Source organism: Streptomyces sp. CNZ287 (assembly GCF_007827615.1).
On sequence record NZ_VISV01000002.1, the window covers coordinates 625,825 to 643,970 of the forward strand.

The following is an 18,146-nucleotide window of genomic DNA, read 5'->3' on the forward strand; positions in this document are numbered from 1 at the left end:
TTCGCCAGCATGACCCCGCCCCGGCGGCCGAACATCATCCTCTTCATGACCGACGACCACGCGTCGGCGGCCATCAGCGCGTACGGCAGCGTGATCAACAAGACCCCGGCGGTCGACCGCCTCGCCGCCGAGGGCACCGTCTTCGAGAACGCCTACTGCACCAACGCCATCTGCTCCCCGGCCCGCGCCACCCTGCTGACGGGCACCTACAGCCACGTCAACGGCATGACCTCGCTGGAGAGTCCCACCCACAGATTCGACGCGGCCCAGCCGTCGTTCCCCGGGATGCTCCAGCACGCCGGCTACCAGACGGCCATCGTCGGCAAGTGGCACCTGGGCCACGGCGCGGGCCACGACCCGCGGGGTTTCGACTACTGGGAGATCCTGCCCGAGCACGGTGTCTACCACGACCCCGAGTTCCTCACCGCCGGGGGCCGCAGGACCTACCCCGGCTACGTCACCGACATCATCACCGACCTCGCCCTGAACTGGCTGGACAAGCGGGACCCGGACAAGCCGTTCTGCCTGCTCGTCCAGCACAAGGCGCCCCACCGGGCGTTCGAGCCCGCAGAGCGGCACGCCTGTCTGTACGAGCACGAGGACGTCCCCGCGCCCCCCACGCTCCACGACGACCTGGCCGGCCGTGCCCCCGCGGCCCGCGAGGCCAGGATGAGCATGGAGGACCTCACCTCCGAGGACCTCAAGGGCGTGCCGGTGCCGCCGGGTATGCCGCCGCCTGAAGAGCGCGAGTGGCGCTACCAGCGCTACATCAAGGACTACCTGCGGGTCATCGCGGCCCTCGACGAGAACGTCGGCCGCGTCCTGCACTACCTCGACGTCAGCGGCCTGGACGGCGCCACCGCCGTCGCCTACACCTCCGACCACGGCTTCTTCCTCGGTGAACACGGCTGGTTCGACAAGCGCTTCATGTACGAGGAGGGCATACGCATCCCGCTCGTGGTCCGCTGGCCGGGCCGTACGGCAGCGGGATCGCGCAGGCGGGAGCTGGTGGCGAACGTCGACTTCGCCCCCACCCTGCTGGACCTGGCCGGCGTGGCCCCGCACCCGCGGATGCAGGGCGAGTCGCTGGTGCCGCTGCTGCGGGGGGAGGAACCCGCGCGCTGGCGGGACGCCGTCTACTACCGCTACTACATGCATCTGGACGACTGCCACAACGTCCAGGCCAGTTACGGCCTCCGTACGGCGACGCACAAGCTGATCCACTACCCCGGCCACGGCTCCGGCGCCGCCGGCGCCGAGGACGACCCGCGCCCCGCGGCCTGGGAACTCTTCGACCTCACGACGGACCCCCACGAGCTGCACAACCTCTACGACGATCCGCGCTGCGCCGATGTCGTACGCGACCTCACCGTCCGGCTCGCGACCCTGCAACGCGACGTCGGCGACACCCCGGACGGGCACCTGCCCGAAGGAGCGGCCGCATGACCCCCTCCCCGCCGGCCTGGCTGGCCGACGCCGTCCTTTACCAGATCTACCCCCAGAGCTTCGCCGACTCCGACGGCGACGGCATCGGCGATTTCGCCGGCATCGAGCAGAAGCTTGACCACCTGGCGTGGCTGGGCATCAACACCGTCTGGATCAACCCGTGCTTCGCCTCGCCGTTCCACGACGCCGGCTACGACGTGGCCGACTTCCTCACCGTCGCACCCCGCTACGGCACCAACGACGACCTGGCCGCTCTCGTCGGCAGCGCCCGCCGGCGGGGCATCCGGGTGCTGCTCGACCTGGTCGCGGGCCATACCTCCGACCAGCACCCCTGGTTCACCGCCTCCGCAGGCGACCCCGGCGACCACCGCTACATCTGGGCCCCTGAGGACCTGCGCCCGCCGGGCTTCCAGCCGTCACCCGGCAGCCGCCCCGGCTGGTACAGACCGAACTTCTTCCCCAGCCAGCCGGCCCTCAACTTCGGCTACGCACGCCCCGACCCCGCCGAACCGTGGCGCCTTCCGGTCGACGCCGACGGCCCGCGCGCCAACCGGCAGGCCCTGCGCGACATCATGGACCACTGGCTGGCCCTGGGCCTGGCCGGATTCCGCGTCGACATGGCGGCCTCCCTGGTCAAAGACGACCCCGGGCACGCCGAGACGGCGAAGCTCTGGACCGAACTGCGCGGCTGGCTGGACGGCGCGCACCCGCGGGCCGTGCTGCTCTCCGAGTGGGGCGATCCCGGGACCGCGGTCCCGGCCGGCTTCCACGGCGACTTCTTCCTGCAGTTCGGCGGAGACGACGACGGCCTGCCCCTGCGCTCGCTGTGGAACAACGACGCGGGCACGGTCAACGAGGAATGGGCCCCGGCCAGGCCCTACTTCGACGCCGAGGGCGCCGGCACCCCCCGGACCTTCCTCACCGCCTGGCGGGCGGCGGCCGACGCGATCGGCGATGCCGGCTTCGCCGTCCTGCCGTCGTCCAACCACGACTTCTCCCGGCTGGCCTGCGGCCCGCGTACGGCGGAGCAGTTGCCGGCCGCGTTCGTCTTCCAGCTCACCTGGCCGACCCTGCCGGCGATCCACTACGGCGACGAGATCGGCATGCGCTATCTCCCCGGACTGCCCGACCATGAGGGCAGCGCCCTGGGCCCGCGCTACAACCGGGCCGGTTCACGTACCCCGATGCAGTGGGACAGCAGCGCGAACGCCGGCTTCTCCACCGCCGCCGCCGACCGGCTGTACCTCCCGCTCGACCCGGACCCCGACCGTCCCACCGTGGCCGCGCAGCAGGCCGACGAGAAGTCCCTGATGCACCTGGTGCGGCGCCTGATCGCCCTGCGCAAGGCCGCCCCGGAACTGGGCGTCTCCGGCGGGGTGGAGGTGCTCTACGCCGGGTATCCGCTGGTCTACGTCCGCGGCGGTCGCTACCTGGTCGTGGTCAACCCGGGCCGGACGCCCGCCACAGCCGCGCTTCCGGCGGGAGTCCGCTGCACCGCACTGGAGGTATCCGGTGTCACCCTCTCCGACGCCGGGGAGATCGGAGCGGCGGGCTTCGGCTACGGGGTGTTCAGGGTGAACTAGTTGCAGACGCTGATTATTGTGTGCAAGCGTATACAGCTCATACAATCAGCCTGAGGGACGGTGGCCGTGCGCATATTCATCACCGGAGCGAGCGGATACATCGGCGGATCCGTCTCCGCCCGCCTGCTCCAGGCCCGGCATGAGGTGATCGGACTGGCACGGACCGAGGACCGCGCGAAGGCGCTCCGGGCAGGCGGGATCACCCCTGTGCTCGGGACCCTCGACGACCACGAGGTGCTGGCCAGGGCCGCGCACGAGGCCGACGCGGTGATCAACGCCGCCGACAGCGACCACCGGGGCGCGGTCGAAGCCCTCACCGATGCGCTCGCCGGAACCGGGAAACCCTTCCTGCACGCCAGCGGCTCCAGCATCGTCGGAGACGACGCCCGTGGCGAGGCAGCCGAACAGACCTTCACCGAGGCCGCCGTTTCCCCCGCCGGCCCGTGGCGGCCCGCGCCGGACAAGGCCCCCCGCGTGGCCATCGACCGGCTCGTCCTGGCCGCGGCGGAGCGCGGCGTTCGCTCGACCGTGCTGTGCAGCAGCCTGATCTACGGGCACGGGTACGGGATCGCGCGCGACAGCGTGCAGCTTCCCCGCCTGGTCGACCAGGCCCGCAAGAGCGGCGTCGTCCGGTACATCGGTACAGGCGGCAACATCTGGTCGACGGTCCACATCGACGACGTCGTCGATCTGTACGTCCTGGCGCTCGAATCGGCGCCGCCCGGATCGTTCTACTTCGCCGAGAACGGCGAGGCGCCGTTCGCCGCGATGGCCCAGGCCATCGCCGACACCCTGGGGCTCGGCACCGCCCAGCCCTGGGACATCGACGCGGCGATCCAGGAGTGGGGATACGAGCCGGCGGTCTACGCCCTCGGCTCGAACAGCCGGGTGCGCGGCACCAGGGCCCGCGACCAGTTGGGCTGGAAGCCCGCACACGATTCCGTCACCGACTGGATCCGCCGCCGGCTGACGGCGAGCGAACCAGGCTGAGCCCGTCACACCGATTCGGCTCCCTGGCCGACCGTGATCCGGCGCGTCGTCAGTCCTGGCAGGGAGGCGCTGTGTGACATAGAGCCTGCCTCACCCGGTCCGCGTTCAGCGGTCGTGCCCCATCCGCCCGCTGACGCTCCAGTCACGTCCGCCAACGCGCGGTCAGCAGCCGCTCCCCGGGAGGGGGGGGCCGGGCAGATCGTCCCGCGGCTCGGCCGCAAGGCCGCCCAACGCCAGCGCGATCATGCGGCGTCGGGCGGCCCGTGCCTGCGCGGTCAGCTCGGCATCCCCCGGCTCTTGGGCCTGCTCGACCAGCGGTGAGCGCCCCAACTGCTCGATCAGCAGCAGGATGTCGGTGGCCGTCACGCCCCCCGCGCAGCCCTCCGCTGTGGTGCGCGCGATCCACCAGCGCCTCGAACGCCCGGTCTGCCGCGGCCGCCTGATCGGCCTGCGCCGGCGGCAGCGCGGCCAGCCTGCCCGGCGGGCGAGGGCGCCTACGGGGTGTTCAGCGTGCAGCCCCCGGCCGTCACCGACACCGAACTCGATGTCGAGGTCAGGCAGGCTATAGCGGCCCGGATGAGCAGGCCGGTGTCCGCGACCGCGGCGGCGTGGCTCCGGCGGATACCGCCCGGTCGCCGGCAGAGGTTCTTCCAACGATCACTTTCTCTTGGGAATCGAGGCAACGGTTCGTTCCTAGGCTGACCGGCGGCCCCCCGCGCCCCGGTCCGTTGCATCGAGAGGACTTCCCCATGACAGGCACGCCCGCTGAAAGACCCAACGGTTCCGGTTTCGAACGACGGACGCTCCTGCGCGGAGCGGCGGTGGCCGCCGGCGCTTCCGTCCCCTTCCAGGCCCTCGCCGCGCGCACCGCGGCGGCCGCCCCGGTCAAGTTCGACTTCGACGCCGGATACGGCCCGTTGAGCCCGGTGAAGGACCAGGCGACCGGCCTGGAACTGCTGGAGCTGCCGCGCGGGTTCGAGTACATCTCCTTCGGCTGGACCAACGACGTCATGGACGACGGCGTGCGCACCCCGAGCGCGCACGACGGCATGGCGGCCTTCCGCTACGGCGACAAGGTGCATCTCGTCCGCAACCATGAGCGCGGTGCCGGGCCCGCCTTCACCGCCCCGGCCTACAACCCCGAGGCCGGTGGCGGGACCACCACCCTGGTCTTCGATCCGGACGCCGGCCAGTGGCTGGAGTCCTACGGCAGCCTGGGCGGCACCATCCGCAACTGCGCCGGCGGGCCCACTCCGTGGAAGACCTGGCTGTCCTGCGAGGAGACCTTCTCCACGACGGCCGGCAAGCGCCACGGCTACATCTTCGAGGTGGCCTCGGAGGGCAAGGGCAATCCCGAGCCGTACAAGGCCATGGGCCGCTTCAACCACGAGGCGATCGCCGTCGACCCGGCGACCGGCTACGTGTACGAGACGGAGGACCGCGGCGACGCATCCCTGTACCGCTTCGTCCCGGCCGTGCGCGGCGATCTGTCCAAGGGCGGCCGGCTGGAGGCTCTGCGTATCGGCAGCACGTCGTACGACACCCGCCTCGACGGGGAGAGGGAGTACGGGACCGTCTCCTGGGTCCCCGTTGAGGACGTCGACCCGGCGGCGGACACGGTGCGACTCCAGGCGCAGGCGAACGGCGCAGCCGTGTTCAGCCGCCTGGAGGGTGCCTGGTACGGCAACGACCGCATCTACGTGATCACGACCGACGGCGGTCCCGCCCGCCAGGGTCAGGTCTTCGAACTCGACCCGGCCACCGACGGGTTGCGGGTCCTCTTCGCCTCGCCCGGCGCCGAGGTCCTCAACGCACCGGACAACATGTGCGTCAGCCCGCGCGGCGGCCTGGTGCTCTGCGAGGACGGCGGCGGCACCGAGTACGTCCATGGTCTCACCACCGGCGGCGAGATCTTCCGCTTCGCCGCCAACAACGTGGACCTCCGGGGCGGCACCGCGGGCAAGAACGTCGCCGCCGACGACCACCGGGGCTCGGAGTGGGCAGGTTCGGTGTTCGAACCGAAGAACGGCAACTGGCTGTTCGTGAACATCCAGACTCCGGGCATCACGTTCGCGATCACCGGGCCCTGGCGCCAGGGCGCCCTCTGAGCGGTCGGGCCTGACACCCGTCGACGCGACGAGGCCGCCGTATCCCCAGCCGAGCATGACCGGAGGGGGAGTGGCGGCGGCCTTGCCGCGTTCCCGCAACGCCGGGAGTCCCGACGTCGAATACGCCGAGCCTGACCCCGTCTCCCTCGCTCCGGGGCGAGGGGATGCCGTGTTCCGGGTAAGTTGTCGAGGCGGCCGGGCCAGTTGCCGAGGATCATGGTGCCGTCGAACCGGTTCTGGTCGTACAGACCCGTCCAGGTGCGCTGCTCCGTCAGCACGCCGAGGTGGCGCAGCCGGTGGGTCAGGGCGGGCGCGACACTGCGGGCGTCGTACGAGGAATCGGCGGTGAAGTCCTCGCCGCCCGGGTGGCCGAGTTCGACCAGCCCCGCCGAAAGGCCGGACAAGTGAGGGTGGACGGCCAAGCCGTCCACGTCCTTGACGAAGGGCAGATGGCCGAGGTCCGCAGAGGTCTCGACGTCGTGCTCATGCCGGCGCATGGGCTCGATCGGCAGCCGCATGTGCAACCGTGCCGCCAACTCCGGTGCCCGGATGCCGGCAGCGTTCACGACCGCGTCGGCAGCCAGGACGCGGCCCGGGGCCAGGGTGACGAAGCGGACTGCGGTGCCGGTGAGATCGAAGTCCTCCACGCGGTCGGTGACGAAGTCCGCACGCAGACCGGCAGCCTTGGCGCGGACGGTGGCGAAGAACGCCTTCGGGTCGAGCCACCCGTCCCGCACCGAGAGCACCGCGCCGGCCAGGTCGGCGACGTGCACCTGCGGGTAGCGCTCGGCAAGCCGCGTGGGCTCAAGCCACTCGGCGTCGACGTCGCGGCGCTGCCGGGTGTCGAGATCGGCGGCGAGATCGCGTACGTCGCGCGCGCCGGCGACGAACAGATAGCCGTGGGGACGCCAGTTCAGCCGCGATGCCGGGTGGCCGGCCCACTCCTGCCATCCCTCGACGCCAGCCCCTCCGGCGGGGGCCTGTGCGGCGCCCTGGAACTCGTCGCCGTTGCCGCCGATGGCCTGCGGCTCGCCGGCCGGGTCGACACCTCTGTCATGTCTGGACGGCCGGGCCGACATATGCGTAGACGTGCCGGTGGACGTGGATCCTCCGCCAGTCGCGGGCGAAGGACGGCGGCGGCGTCCTGCGGGTCGTCAGCACCGCTACCGGGATCCGGCCCGCCTCACGAGCCAGCGCCGCCGCAGTGGTGTTGCCGTTGTGGCCGTCGGTGTCGGCCGACGAGCAGGCGGCGGCGAAGGCGATCGGGATGTGCGGTGCGATCACCTCGTCACCGGTGAGCACGCACGGCGGCCGGACTCCCGCGGTGTGCAGTGCGGCGGCGGTCCTGGCCCAGTCGCGGTGGCCTTCGGTGGCGCGACCGACGAGCTGGTGCAGCACGGACAACTGCACCGCCAGATGCCCGGCGAGGGTGACAGCGGCCAGCGCCACCGCAGGCGCCCGCCAGGCACCGCCAGGGGTGGCCCGCACCAGGGAGACGAGGCCGTGGGCGACCGGAATCGCCAGCAGGGCGTACGCCGGCAGCAGGAACCGGGGAGCGGCATAGCCGATCAGGAACAGGTACGGGAACGCCGCCGCCGCCGCGCAGCCAAGCGGCAACGCGGTGGCGCCGACGGCGCGTCGGGCCCGGACCGCCCGCACGAGCCCGCCCGCGGCCAGCACGGAGAAGACGAGCCACCAGGCGAACACCACCGGATTCGGCATCTCACCCGTGCACGGCCGGCAAAGTGTGCGACCGATCTGACTGCGCATCTGGTCGTCAACGGCGACGTTCCAGCTCAGTCCGCCCTGGATGAGCGAGGCGTCGTGGAGCCGCCGGCCCAGACCGCCGTAACCGGTGTACGCCTCGATCACCCATTCGGCCGCACCGGCCGCGAGCCCCGCGGCGAGGGCGAGCGACAGCCGTCTGTACCGCCATCGGCGGACGACGGCACTTGCCACGAGCAGCGGCAGGCCCACCCACGCCGCGTCCATCGGCCTCATCAACGCCATCAGCGCCGCGGCCGCCGCGAGCCCCCACACCGGAGCGCGGCGGGTCCGGTCCGCCTGGGCGCGCAGGAAGCAGCCGACACCGGCCAGTGCCCCGATCGCCACCCAGTAGTTGGGCATTGCCTGCGGGCCGTAGTAGAGCGTCACCCACAGCGAGGCGAACAGGGCACCGCTCAGTGCGAGCACCTTCGCGGGGAGCAGACCGCGCCAGGCGCGCAGGGCCAGCCAGAGCCCGATGCCGGAGAGGACGGCGAGGTAGACCCGCAGCAGCGGAGTCGACGACGACCAGGCCGCGATCGGCGCCACCAGCAGAGAGACGCCGCGAGCGCGCGGGGCGCTGAAGAAGGCAGCCGGGGCGTGCCCGCTGACCTGGCTGACGTACACCGACTCGTCCCAGCCGAGCCCCATCCCCGGGCGTACGAGGGCCAGCTGTGCCAGCGTGAACGTCACCGCCACCGTCGCCGGAAGGAGCCTGCTGCTCAGCGCAGGTCCTCGGGGGACCAGAATTGCGCGGATAGCGCTCGGCGTCACGGCAGTCATCCAGGTATCCCCTACAGGATGCAGTGTCAGTGGCGGGTTGAGAGCTCACATATACCGACAAAATGGTGCAATCTGCTCAGGAGTGTAGCGCGGAGGTGACCGGGGTCCTGCTCGGCGACGGGCCGATCCCGCTGCTTTCGTTCCCCGCCGCTCCGGGAGCGGCGAACGCCGTCCTGGTCCCTCACCGCACGCCGGCGAGTTCAGCGGGTGCCGGTCCGGCCGACAGGGCGACGACGGTGACGCGGGTGCCGGCGGGCGTGGCCGGGCGATGACGAACCCGGCGGAACGCTCCTGAAACGCGGCACCGTGTGGCTGGCGAAGCTGCCATCCAGTCAGTCGTCCGCCCACTTCCGGCCAGACTGCGGCCACCGAGAAGGGCGGCTGTTGAAAGCGCTGGTAGCTCTGCGCACAGTCTTCCTTACGCAGTAGATTCGATCCGGCGTGTGGCGCTGGTCGGGGTCCACGGTCGAGCGAGGGGGAGATGTTGCGTTCCGGAGAGGAATTCGCCGACCGCTACGTCCTCAAGGAGGTCATCGGCGCGGGGCGCGGCGGCGATGTGTGGCTGGCACACGACACCGTGGTGGGCCAGGACGTGGCACTGAAGCCGGAGCGGACGGACGGCGAGGGCGAGACAGCGGTGCGTCGGCTGTTGGGCGAGCCGCGGGCCATGGCCAAGTTCCGCGATCATCCCCACGTCGTGACCCTGTACGACGTCGTCACCGTGGCGCCGGAGGGTGACGGGGGAGACGCGGAGACGTACTGGTTCGTCATGGAGTATGTGCCCGGCGGCGGCCTGGACCGGCACCCACGGGTCTCCCCCGAACAGGCGGCCCGTATCGGGTCCCAACTCGCCGACGCGCTGGTCGCCCTCCACGAGGAGGGCATCGTTCACTGCGACGTCAAGCCCGCGAACATCGGCCTCACGCGGCGCGGTGACGCGAAGTTGCTGGACTTCGGGGCGGCCTACCGGGTCGGCGGCAGCGAGACCATCACGTTCAACGGCCCCTTCAGCTACACACCGGACTACGCGGCTCCCGAACTGGCCCGAGGCAGTGTCCCGCGGCCGGTATCGGACGTGTTCTGCCTGGCGGCCACCCTCTACGCCCTGGTCACCGGTACGCCGCCGCGTGGCAGCGAGCCGGGGGAGAGGGAGCGCACCGGCCGCCCGGAGGACGCGGACACCTGGGAGAACACCCGGAGTCTGAGGCACTTACAGGCCGAGCAGGGCTTCGTCGAGTTGGACCCCGACGCCGTGGGGCCGCTGTACCCCGCGCTCGCCGCCATGCTCCGACGCAACCCTCGGCAGCGCCCCGATGCCACCGAGGCCAAGCAACTGCTGGAGGACGTCGCCGCGGCCGGCCCTCGAGCCTCGAAGGACACGGCTACCGCACTCGGGGACGCCGCCGACTTCGACACCCTCACCAAGCGCCGCCGCCGGCCACTGCTCGCAGCCGCCCTCGGTGTCGGTGCTGTGATGGCCCTGGCGCTCGTCTTCATCCTCGGCGGCGACGGCGAGGACGGAAAGCCCGCGTCCGAGGACGGCCAGAGCGGGCAACCGGGGGCGCGGGCCCTGATCGGCAGCCCGCACACGGCGGACGTGTGTGCCCTCGCCGACACCTCCGTTCTCGATCAGTTCGCCGGCGAGGACGTCCGCAAGGATGTGGACTACGGGAACTTCGACCGCTGCGACGTGCTGGTAGGCGTCGACGAGGAGACCCGGATCGACGTGTCGATCCGCCTCCTGCAGAGCTCGCCGCCCCAGGGGGCCGAACCCTTCCGCACGATCGGGAGGATCAACATCGTCGAAGACGAGGCGGAGAGCGATGAGTGCAGCCGGCTGCTCACCACCGGCGGCAGCACCGAGGAAACGGTGGTCCAGGTCCGCGTCAACATGGGCGAAGGCTCAGTGAACGGCGGCAACGCGGCCCTGTGTACGGTCGCAGAAAGAGCCGCTGCGAGCGCGGCCGAGATCCTCGACGCCGGTCCGATCCCCCGCCGTGCATCGGCCTACCCGCAAACCTCGCTCGTCTGGGGGAATGCGTGCACACTCCTCGACGCCACCGCGCTGTCCGTCGTTCCCGGCCTCAGGGCCGACGTGCCGGACGCCGCAATCGCGAACTGGGGCTGCGAGTGGTCCAGCACCGTCGACGAGCTCGACGCAGAGGTGAGCTTCTTCCGGGACCAGCCCAGCTCCGCTCAGGACGGCACGGTCCTCACACTCAGCGGATATCGCACGGTCGTCAAGACGAACGACGAAGGCGACACCTGCAGCGCGCTTGTCGAGCACCACAGGTACAAGGGCCAGGATGCCGTGACCGCCGCCGAGATGGTGCGCCTCGACGTCCACGGCGAGCGCCCCACCGAGGATCTCTGCGGGATGGCGAAGGACCTCGCGGCATCCGCCGCTGCCCGACTCCGCGCACTATGACGCGGTAGAGCACCCGATACAGCAGAGAGACACCGGGACGCCGAGCGTCCGGGCCAGAAGCGGTAGCAGTCTGCGGATGGATCACCAGTGCACCGGGCTCACCTGACGGTGATGATCACGCGCTGGTACGACGTCAGCGCCGGTGACCCGTCGTCAGTGACCTCTGCAATGGCGTGGATCGTCTGCGTTCGGGTGATTCCTGGTTAGCCTTCACCGACGGTGACCGGGATGGCCCACGCGGCCCTCAGGATCCGCTCTGGCCACTGGATGCCCTGTTCGGTGCCGGTGAGGACATCATTGAGGCCGGTACGGACACCTTCCGTGACGCCGCCACCACTCACTATCGGCTCACCGTCGATATCGCGGCGGCGGACGCGCTCCTGTCCACGGGGATCAGAGTGCCGGGAGGACCCTTCCGTCGCCTGCGCGAACTGCCAACGGAGGTGTGGCTGGACGACGCGGGCCTAGCGCGCCGGATCGCGATCCAGAACGCCGCCGGCAATCGTCAGAGCTGGAAGGTCACCAAGTTCTGGGACTTCGGCGTCGCGGGGGCGATCACCCCTCCCGATGCCGACCAGATCACGACCGCAGACCCCGCCGACTTTCAGCGGATCTTCATGGGAGACAGCTAGCACTCCAGTGTGACTTCGCCATCTTGTAGGGACCTTGGCCGGGAACGGTGCGGTCACCGTGTGATCATCGGGTTGTGTGGGCCCCTTTCGGCTGACCAGGCCGGCAAGGTGATCACAGGACGAGCATGAGTTTGCCGCCGGGGCGGCGGGATTGGCTGAGCTTGGCCGCTTCCTGGATCTGGTCGAGGGTGTAGGTGCGGGCGACCGGTACGACCAGGATGCCTTCGCCGGCGAGCCTGGCGAACTCCTTCATCTGGTCGTAGCGGATCTCGGTGGTGATCCGGACGCCCAGTTCGGCCGCGGCGGCGAAGTCAGAGACGGTGAGGACGCGGTCGGGATCCCCGGTCAGCTCGATCAAGGTCGGTAGCGAGCCGCCGGCCGGGCTGGGCTGGTCGGCGCGGTCGATCCGGCCCCCGGTCGGCGTGGTGTCCAGGGCGCGGTCCACGGGGCCCGGGGTGAGTGCGCCGACGCGTTCGGCCATGCCCTCGCCGTAGGCGGTCACCTGGGCGCCGATCTCTTCCAGGGCGGCGGCCCGAGTCGGCCCGGCTGTGGCGATCACCCGGATACCCCGGTGCAGCGCGAAGCGCACCGCCGCCTCACCCACGGTGGTCCCCGCGCCGTGGACGAGCAGCAGCTCATCCGGCTGGACGCCGAGATCGTCGAGCGCGCGCCACGCCGTCTCGGCCGCCATCGGCAGCGCGGCGGCCTGCTCGGCGGTTACGCCCTCGGGAATGCGTGCCCAGGCCGGCATGAGCGCGTACTCGGCGGCGCCGGCCGTCGGGCCGTCGAAGGTGGCCGGGCCGAACACGCGGTCGCCGATCTGGACGCCGGTGACGCCCTCGCCGAGCGCGTCGACGGTGCCCGCGACCTCGAGGCCGAGCCCGCGCGGCAGCGGCGGCAGATGGTCGGCGAGGAGACCGTCGACGACGTGCCAGTCGGCCGGTGTCAGGCCGCACGCCCGCACGGCGATCCGGATCTGGCCGGGTCCCGGCTCCGGCTGTGGGACGTCGCGGAGCACGATCACGTCCGGGGGACCGAACCGGTCGAACTGCAGAGCCTTCACAGCGATCTCCCAGTCGATGACAGCATCTGTTGTCATTGACTGTATCAGCTGATAGCAGCTCCTGTTGTCGTATTCTGGTGGGTATGCCGCGATGGGAATCCGACGCACAGGGCCGGCTCGAACGCGCGGCGCTGGAGCTGTTCGAGACGCAGGGGTTCGAACGCACCTCGGTCGCGCAGATCGCAGGCGCCGCCGGCCTGAAGGAGCGCTCCTTCTATCGCTACTTCCCCGACAAGCGGGAAGTCCTCTTCGCCGGCAACGAACTCGAGGCCCACCTCGTCGCCCAGGTCGAGGCGGCCGACCCGGGCCTCACCCCGATCGAGGCGCTGCTGACCGCACTGGGTACCGCCGAGGAGGTCTTCCGCTCACGCGAGTTCCTGCTGCGCCGGGGAAGAGTGATCGCCGCCAACCCGGCACTGGCCGAGCGCGATCTGGTCAAGCTCGCCGACATCGCCGACGCGCTGGCGCCGGCGCTCGAGCGCCGCGGTGTCGAGCCCGGTAAAGCACGCTTCATCATCGACGTGGTGCTGGCGATCCACCGGCGCGCCATGCCCCGCTGGCTGGCCGAGCCGGACACCACCCTCGCTCAGCTCATGGCCCAGGCCGCCGCCGAGCTGCGCGAAGTGGTCGCGCCGCCAGCTCCGACGAACCGCTGAGTCGGCTGCAAACAGCCTCGCGGATACGTGTAGAACCGGCTGTCCGGGAAAGGTCCTTACCTCAGTGCGGTTTCCTGGACCATCTGACGGGGTCCCTGAGAGATCGTCGCCGGTAGTGACTGCGTCGAGCCGTTGACGGGTGCCCGGCGACTACCCGGACCTGTTCCGGAATGAGTTGCACCGCCAACTCGACGCCCTGGGCGTCCGCGTCATCCTCGGCGACCGGCTGCGCGAGGAGCCCCCCTCGGAACCCGGCGAGGCGACGACATTCACCGCGGCACTGGAATCGGGCGAACGTCTCACGGCCGACATCTGGTTCCGCTGCTACGGGGGCCCGCCCGCCACCGACTACCTCGGCGACGATCTGCTCACCGCACGCCGGCCGGACGGCCGGCTCACCGTCACCTCCGACCTGCGGCTGCCGGGACAGCCCCGCGTGTTCGCCCTCGGCGACATCATCGCGACTCCCGAGGCGAAGCAGGCCAGCGTTCCGCCGGCGGGGCGACCTACGCGCCCGGCTGGGAAGACCACGTGGGTCCGGAGATCGCAGCCCACATCAGGAAACGTGCGCTGGACAAGGGATACGACCTGATACACGCGGACATCCTTGACGCCGAGACGACCACCGAGCTCAAAGGCGCCGACCTGATGGTGCACGACATGTGAGAAAGGCCCCGGGTCCCCGGATCCAGGACCAGAGCCGGCATCCGACGCCACCCGGGCCACGTGATCAGATGGCCGGCGCCTCGGACACCGAGCAGCTCCTGGCGGTGCTCCGTACGTGCGGTTCCGGCGGTCCCGTAGCTGACGGTTCGTCACGCGGTTAGCGCCAAACGCGCCGCCCGGGCGGGGGATTTCACGGGTACTTCACAAGCCGTGTATGGCCTGGCACCCCTGTGACCACGCACGATCACGGAGATGCCGCCCACATGCCCGTGGGCGGCGTGTGTTCTGTGAAGGAGCTGCGCCGTGTCCAGCCGTCGTCACTTCCTTGCCGGGTCCGCCGCGCTCGGCCTCGCCGCGCTGCCCCCCGGAAGCGCCCGCGCCGAAGGCCGGAGTCCGGCGGCGCAGGGCGGCGGCGGGCGGCCCAACGTCGTCGTGATCCTCGCCGATGACCTCGGGTACGGCGGTGTCGGCGCGTACGGGCAGCGGCTCGTCCGCACGCCCCGGCTCGACCGGCTGGCGGCCGAGGGGCTGCGGTTCACCCAGGCGTACTCGGCGGCGGCCGTGTGCGCCCCGTCGCGCTGCGCAGCGCTGACCGGGGTGCACGCGGGGCACGCGCGGGTACGGGAGAACCCGTTCGGCGGCCCGCAGGGCTCCCTCACCGCGGACGACACGACCTTCGCCGAGGTGCTGCAGGGCCGCGGCTACCGCACGGCGTGCATCGGCAAGTGGGGTTTCGGGCCCGAGGAGGCGGACCAGCCGAGCCACCCGAACGCCCGCGGGTTCACGGACTTCTACGGCTACATCACGCACGGACACGCACACCAGTACTACCCGCAGTACCTCTGGCACAACGGCGCGCAGGAGCAGATCCCCGAGAACGCCGACGGCGCGCGCGGCGCCTTCGTCATCGACCTCCTCCAGGAACGGGCCGTCTCCTTCCTCGACGCCCACGCCGGCGAGCCCTTCCTCCTCATGCTCAATCCCAACGTGCCCCACGCCCCCAGCGACATCCCCGACCAGGGCGAGTACGCCGACCGCCCGTGGAGTGAGGCGGACAAGGGCCACGCGGCCCAGATCACCAGGCTGGACGCGCTGGTGGGCGCGGTCGTGGACGCCCTGGTCCGGCTCGGCGTGCACCGCGACACCCTGCTGCTGTTCTCCAGCGACAACGGCCCGCACGAGGAGGGCGGTGTCGACCCCGACCTCTTCGACGAGAACGGGCCGCTGCGGGGCTACAAGCGCAACCTCTACGAGGGCGGCGTACGCGTCCCCCTGATCGCCTGGCGCCCGGGGACCGTACGGCCCGGCGTCAGCGAGCGGCCCACGCCGCTGACCGACCTGCTGCCGACCCTCGCCGAGGTGGCCGGGGCCCCGGCGCCGCGCGACCTCGACGGGCTCTCCGCCGCGTCCCTGCTGGCCGCACGCCCGGCGCCGGCCCCGGTCCACCACCACCTGTACTGGTACCGCAACGACCCGGGGTCCACGAAGCGCGCCAACGCGGTGGACGGCGGACGGATCCTCCGGCTCGCCGAGTCCGTGCGCCGCCGCGACTGGAAGGCGGTGCGGTTCGCGCCCGGCCGGGACCGGGAGGTGCCGGACGCCGCGTGGGACTTCGAGCTGTACGACCTGGCCGCGGACCCGGGGGAGACCAGGGACGTCGCCGCCGAGTGCCCGGGCGTGGTGGCCGAGCTCACCGGCCTGCTGCGGTCGTCCTGGGCCGGGGAGTACGAGCGCGAGCGCTTCGGGACCCGTATCGAGTCCCCCGAAATCGCCTATCCCGGTGAGCCCTTCACCGTCACCGCAACCCTCGCCAACGGCTCCGACCGCGCCTGGACCGACGCCGGGATCCGGCTGTACGCGCCCGCGGGATGGCGGCTGCGCCCCGCCGGGCCGGCCCGCGCCGCCGTGCTCCCGCCGGGGGCCGTCCTGCGGACGGCGGTCGAGGTCACCCCGGCCCGCGGCGACGCCGCCGCGGGCCCGCGTCTGCTGCGCGCCGAGGGCACGGCGGCGTACGGCCGTGCCGCCCTGCGCTACCCCGAGTCCCGGACGGTGGCCGTGCCACCGCCCGCGCCGCGGCGGGACAGCTTCCTCAGCGACCTGGAGTGGGTGTCCGCCAGCAACGGCTGGGGGCCGGTGGAGCGGGACCGCAGCAACGGCCGCCAGGCTGCGGGCGACGGCACCCCGATCGGCTTCGGCGGGGTGACCTACGCCAAAGGGCTGGGCGTGCACGCCCCCTCCGAGATCGTCTACCACCTCGGCGCCGTCGCGACCCGGATGACCGCGGTCGTCGGCATCGACGACTTCTCCGCGTCCCAGAGCGCGAACGGCGCGACGGCCGCGCAGGTGTGGGGTGACGACCGCCTGCTGTACGAGAGCGGCACGCTCACCCCGGCCACCGGGCCGCGGGAGGTGGACGTGGACGTCACCGGTGTCCGCCTGCTCCGGCTGGTCGTCCGGGACGCCAACGGCTCCACCTCGTACGACCACACCTCCTGGGCGGCCGCGCATGTCCGGGTCTGACGGTCCGACTCCCCCTCGTTCGCGGACGGGGCCGTCATGGACTGCTTCCATACGCCGACGACGAACCTGCTGAGGGAGGGGTGGCCGACGCCCCCGACCGGCATGCCGAAATGTTCTCGCCGGTGAAGGGGAGCTTCCCTGGGAAATGCCGGGCGCCGGCTTCGACGTCACCCTCAGTTACTATGCTCACCTCATGCCGGAGGCCGGAGGCAATCGGCGCATCACGACCGCCTCCCTCGATTGCAAGGTGGAAACGTTGGATGGCTTTGGATGATGCTGCGAGAAGTCACCGCGACCCGCTACGTCACGCCACTGCGTGAGGGTGGGTCGCTCCCCGGTGTCGTCGAAGCCGATGACCTCGGTACGTACGTCATGAAGTTCACCGGCGCGGGGCAGGGCCGCAAGGCGCTCGTCGCCGAGGTGGTCAGCGGGGAGCTGGCGCGGCGACTGGGGCTGCGGGTGCCGGATCTGGTCGGGATGCAGCTCGATCCGGTCATCGGGCGTTCCGAGCCGGACGAGGAGGTGCAAGCGCTGCTCAAGGCCAGCGGGGGGCTCAACCTCGGGATGGACTTCCTGCCCGGGTCGCTCGGTTTCGATCCGCTGGCTTTCCCGGTCGATGCCGCGGAAGCCGGCCGCGTGGTGTGGTTCGATGCGCTCGTCGGCAACGTCGACAGGTCGTGGCGCAACCCCAACATGCTCGTCTGGCACGGCGACCTGTGGCTCATCGACCACGGCGCCACCCTGATCTGGCACCACAACTGGCCCTCCGCCGCGGCCGCCGCCGACAAGCCGTACGACGCCTCCGACCACGCACTCGCCCCCTTCGGCCCGGACGTGGCCGCCGCGGCGGCGGAGCTGGCGCCACGGGTGACCGCCGGGCTGCTGACCGAGGTGGTGGCCGCGGTGCCGGACGAGTGGCTGGCGGACGAGCCGGGGTTCGGGTCGCCTGCGGAGGTGCGGGCCGCGTACGTCGAGACGCTGGCCGCCCGCGCGCCGCGGGTGCTGGAACGCGTCGTCGTGGGCGAGCGCAGCGCGGACGGTCCTTCGAAGGCGCCGGCGTGGCTGACGGGCAAGCCACCGCGGAAGGGGGCGCGATGAGCGGGCGCGAGGTCTTCGAGTACGCGCTGCTGCGTGTCGTCCCGCGGGTCGAACGCGGCGAGCAGATCAACGCCGGGGTGCTGGTGTACTGCCGGGCCCACTCCTATCTGTGCGCGCGCACCGACCTCGACGAGCGCCGGCTGCTGGCCCTCGACCCCGAGGTGGACCTCGCGGGCGTACGGGCCGCGCTGCGCGCGGTGGAGGAGGTGGGCTGCGGCGGTGAGCGGGCCGGGCAGGCGGCCGGGGACGACGCCGGGCGGCGGTTCCGCTGGCTCGTCGCGCCGCGCAGCACGGTGGTGCAGCCGGGGCCGGTGCACTCCGGGCTGACCGAGGATCCGGAGGCGGAGGTGGAGCGGCTGCTGGGCCTGCTGGTGCGCGTACCCGTCTGACCTGGCGTACGGGCCGGGGC

The 18,146-nt window shown here is 71.6% G+C and carries 15 protein-coding genes and 1 pseudogene; 11 read left to right on the forward strand and 5 right to left on the reverse strand.

Going from position 1 to position 18,146, the window contains the following annotated elements; translation table 11 throughout:
- Positions 1 to 9 precede the first annotated feature (9 nt).
- From FB457_RS06885 to FB457_RS06895, 3 genes are read left to right on the forward strand one after another with little or no spacing between them, the layout of a single operon-like run.
- Positions 10 to 1,446, forward strand: a complete 1,437-nt coding sequence (locus FB457_RS06885; RefSeq protein WP_145781172.1) for a sulfatase family protein — start codon at positions 10 to 12, stop codon at positions 1,444 to 1,446.
- Positions 1,443 to 3,029, forward strand: a complete 1,587-nt coding sequence (locus FB457_RS06890) for an alpha-amylase family glycosyl hydrolase (RefSeq protein ID WP_145781174.1) — start codon at positions 1,443 to 1,445, stop codon at positions 3,027 to 3,029. Before FB457_RS06885 ends, FB457_RS06890 begins: the two co-directional genes overlap by 4 nt.
- 60 nt (positions 3,030 to 3,089) lie before the next feature.
- Complete coding sequence (locus tag FB457_RS06895) at positions 3,090 to 4,019, forward strand: NAD-dependent epimerase/dehydratase family protein (protein WP_222439487.1); 930 nt, start codon at positions 3,090 to 3,092, stop codon at positions 4,017 to 4,019.
- A gap of 162 nt (positions 4,020 to 4,181) precedes the next feature.
- On the opposite strand, the gene FB457_RS06900 is transcribed toward FB457_RS06895, so the two are convergent.
- The gene (locus tag FB457_RS06900; protein ID WP_145781176.1) at positions 4,182 to 4,385 is read right to left on the reverse strand and encodes a hypothetical protein; all 204 of its coding nucleotides are present in this window, start codon (positions 4,383 to 4,385) and stop codon (positions 4,182 to 4,184) included.
- Between the two features lie 455 nt (positions 4,386 to 4,840).
- On the opposite strand from FB457_RS06900, the gene FB457_RS06905 reads away from it, so the two are divergent.
- Positions 4,841 to 6,127: an alkaline phosphatase PhoX gene (locus FB457_RS06905; protein WP_486588941.1), complete on the forward strand. Its 1,287-nt coding sequence runs from the start codon at positions 4,841 to 4,843 to the stop codon at positions 6,125 to 6,127.
- 215 nt (positions 6,128 to 6,342) lie between these two features.
- Here the strand turns inward: FB457_RS06905 and FB457_RS35610 are convergent.
- Both FB457_RS35610 and FB457_RS06915 read right to left on the reverse strand, forming a co-directional pair.
- Positions 6,343 to 7,206: pseudogene (locus FB457_RS35610) on the reverse strand (NAD(P)/FAD-dependent oxidoreductase); the annotation flags it as partial.
- On the reverse strand, positions 7,181 to 8,590 hold the full coding sequence (locus tag FB457_RS06915; RefSeq protein WP_145781312.1) for a hypothetical protein: 1,410 nt from the start codon (positions 8,588 to 8,590) through the stop codon (positions 7,181 to 7,183). The pseudogene FB457_RS35610 and the gene FB457_RS06915, both read right to left, overlap by 26 nt.
- Positions 8,591 to 9,155: 565 nt before the next feature.
- Between FB457_RS06915 and FB457_RS06920 the strand changes: the two genes are divergently transcribed.
- Positions 9,156 to 11,102 (forward strand): serine/threonine-protein kinase, encoded by a 1,947-nt coding sequence (locus FB457_RS06920; RefSeq protein WP_486588942.1) that lies wholly within the window; start codon positions 9,156 to 9,158, stop codon positions 11,100 to 11,102.
- Positions 11,103 to 11,200: 98 nt separating this feature from the next.
- Here the strand turns inward: FB457_RS06920 and FB457_RS35925 are convergent, their stop codons facing one another.
- Positions 11,201 to 11,299: a hypothetical protein gene (locus tag FB457_RS35925; protein WP_486588954.1), complete on the reverse strand. Its 99-nt coding sequence runs from the start codon at positions 11,297 to 11,299 to the stop codon at positions 11,201 to 11,203.
- Here FB457_RS35925 and FB457_RS06925 point away from each other — a divergent pair.
- Positions 11,276 to 11,734 carry a hypothetical protein gene (locus FB457_RS06925; protein WP_145781181.1) on the forward strand — a complete coding sequence of 153 codons (459 nt, stop codon included), beginning with the start codon at positions 11,276 to 11,278 and terminating at the stop codon, positions 11,732 to 11,734. The two genes, FB457_RS35925 and FB457_RS06925, sit on opposite strands and share 24 nt — an antisense overlap.
- Before the next feature lie 112 nt (positions 11,735 to 11,846).
- On the opposite strand, the gene FB457_RS06930 is transcribed toward FB457_RS06925, so the two are convergent.
- Entirely contained in the window at positions 11,847 to 12,833 is a 987-nt protein-coding gene (locus FB457_RS06930; RefSeq protein ID WP_486588943.1) for an NADP-dependent oxidoreductase, read from the reverse strand.
- Between the two features lie 47 nt (positions 12,834 to 12,880).
- Here FB457_RS06930 and FB457_RS06935 point away from each other — a divergent pair, with 47 nt between their 5' ends.
- From FB457_RS06935 to FB457_RS06955, 5 genes are all read left to right on the forward strand, one after another.
- Positions 12,881 to 13,453, forward strand: coding sequence for a TetR/AcrR family transcriptional regulator (locus FB457_RS06935; RefSeq protein ID WP_047014387.1), 573 nt, complete (start codon positions 12,881 to 12,883; stop codon positions 13,451 to 13,453).
- A 139-nt stretch (positions 13,454 to 13,592) separates the two neighbouring features.
- The gene (locus tag FB457_RS06940) at positions 13,593 to 14,045 is read left to right on the forward strand and encodes an FAD-dependent oxidoreductase (protein WP_145781183.1); all 453 of its coding nucleotides are present in this window, start codon (positions 13,593 to 13,595) and stop codon (positions 14,043 to 14,045) included.
- 377 nt (positions 14,046 to 14,422) lie between these two features.
- The gene (locus FB457_RS06945) at positions 14,423 to 16,639 is read left to right on the forward strand and encodes a sulfatase family protein (protein ID WP_145781185.1); all 2,217 of its coding nucleotides are present in this window, start codon (positions 14,423 to 14,425) and stop codon (positions 16,637 to 16,639) included.
- 273 nt (positions 16,640 to 16,912) lie between these two features.
- On the forward strand, positions 16,913 to 17,737 hold the full coding sequence (locus FB457_RS06950; protein WP_173534912.1) for a HipA family kinase: 825 nt from the start codon (positions 16,913 to 16,915) through the stop codon (positions 17,735 to 17,737).
- Positions 17,734 to 18,126 (forward strand): DUF3037 domain-containing protein, encoded by a 393-nt coding sequence (locus tag FB457_RS06955; RefSeq protein ID WP_047014384.1) that lies wholly within the window; start codon positions 17,734 to 17,736, stop codon positions 18,124 to 18,126. Before FB457_RS06950 ends, FB457_RS06955 begins: the two co-directional genes overlap by 4 nt.
- Positions 18,127 to 18,146: the final 20 nt, after the last annotated feature.

What these genes read in the sequence shown, in the direction of transcription:
- FB457_RS06950 (WP_173534912.1), top strand. Translation starts at nt 16,913, where the DNA reads ATGCTGCGAGAAGTCACCGCGACCCGCTACGTCACGCCACTGCGTGAG.
- FB457_RS06955 (WP_047014384.1), top strand. Translation starts at nt 17,734, where the DNA reads ATGAGCGGGCGCGAGGTCTTCGAGTACGCGCTGCTGCGTGTCGTCCCG.
- FB457_RS06930 (WP_486588943.1), bottom strand. Translation starts at nt 12,833, where the DNA reads ATGACAACAGATGCTGTCATCGACTGGGAGATCGCTGTGAAGGCTCTG.
- FB457_RS06885 (WP_145781172.1), top strand. Translation starts at nt 10, where the DNA reads ATGACCCCGCCCCGGCGGCCGAACATCATCCTCTTCATGACCGACGAC.
- FB457_RS06935 (WP_047014387.1), top strand. Translation starts at nt 12,881, where the DNA reads ATGCCGCGATGGGAATCCGACGCACAGGGCCGGCTCGAACGCGCGGCG.
- FB457_RS06920 (WP_486588942.1), top strand. Translation starts at nt 9,156, where the DNA reads ATGTTGCGTTCCGGAGAGGAATTCGCCGACCGCTACGTCCTCAAGGAG.
- FB457_RS06890 (WP_145781174.1), top strand. Translation starts at nt 1,443, where the DNA reads ATGACCCCCTCCCCGCCGGCCTGGCTGGCCGACGCCGTCCTTTACCAG.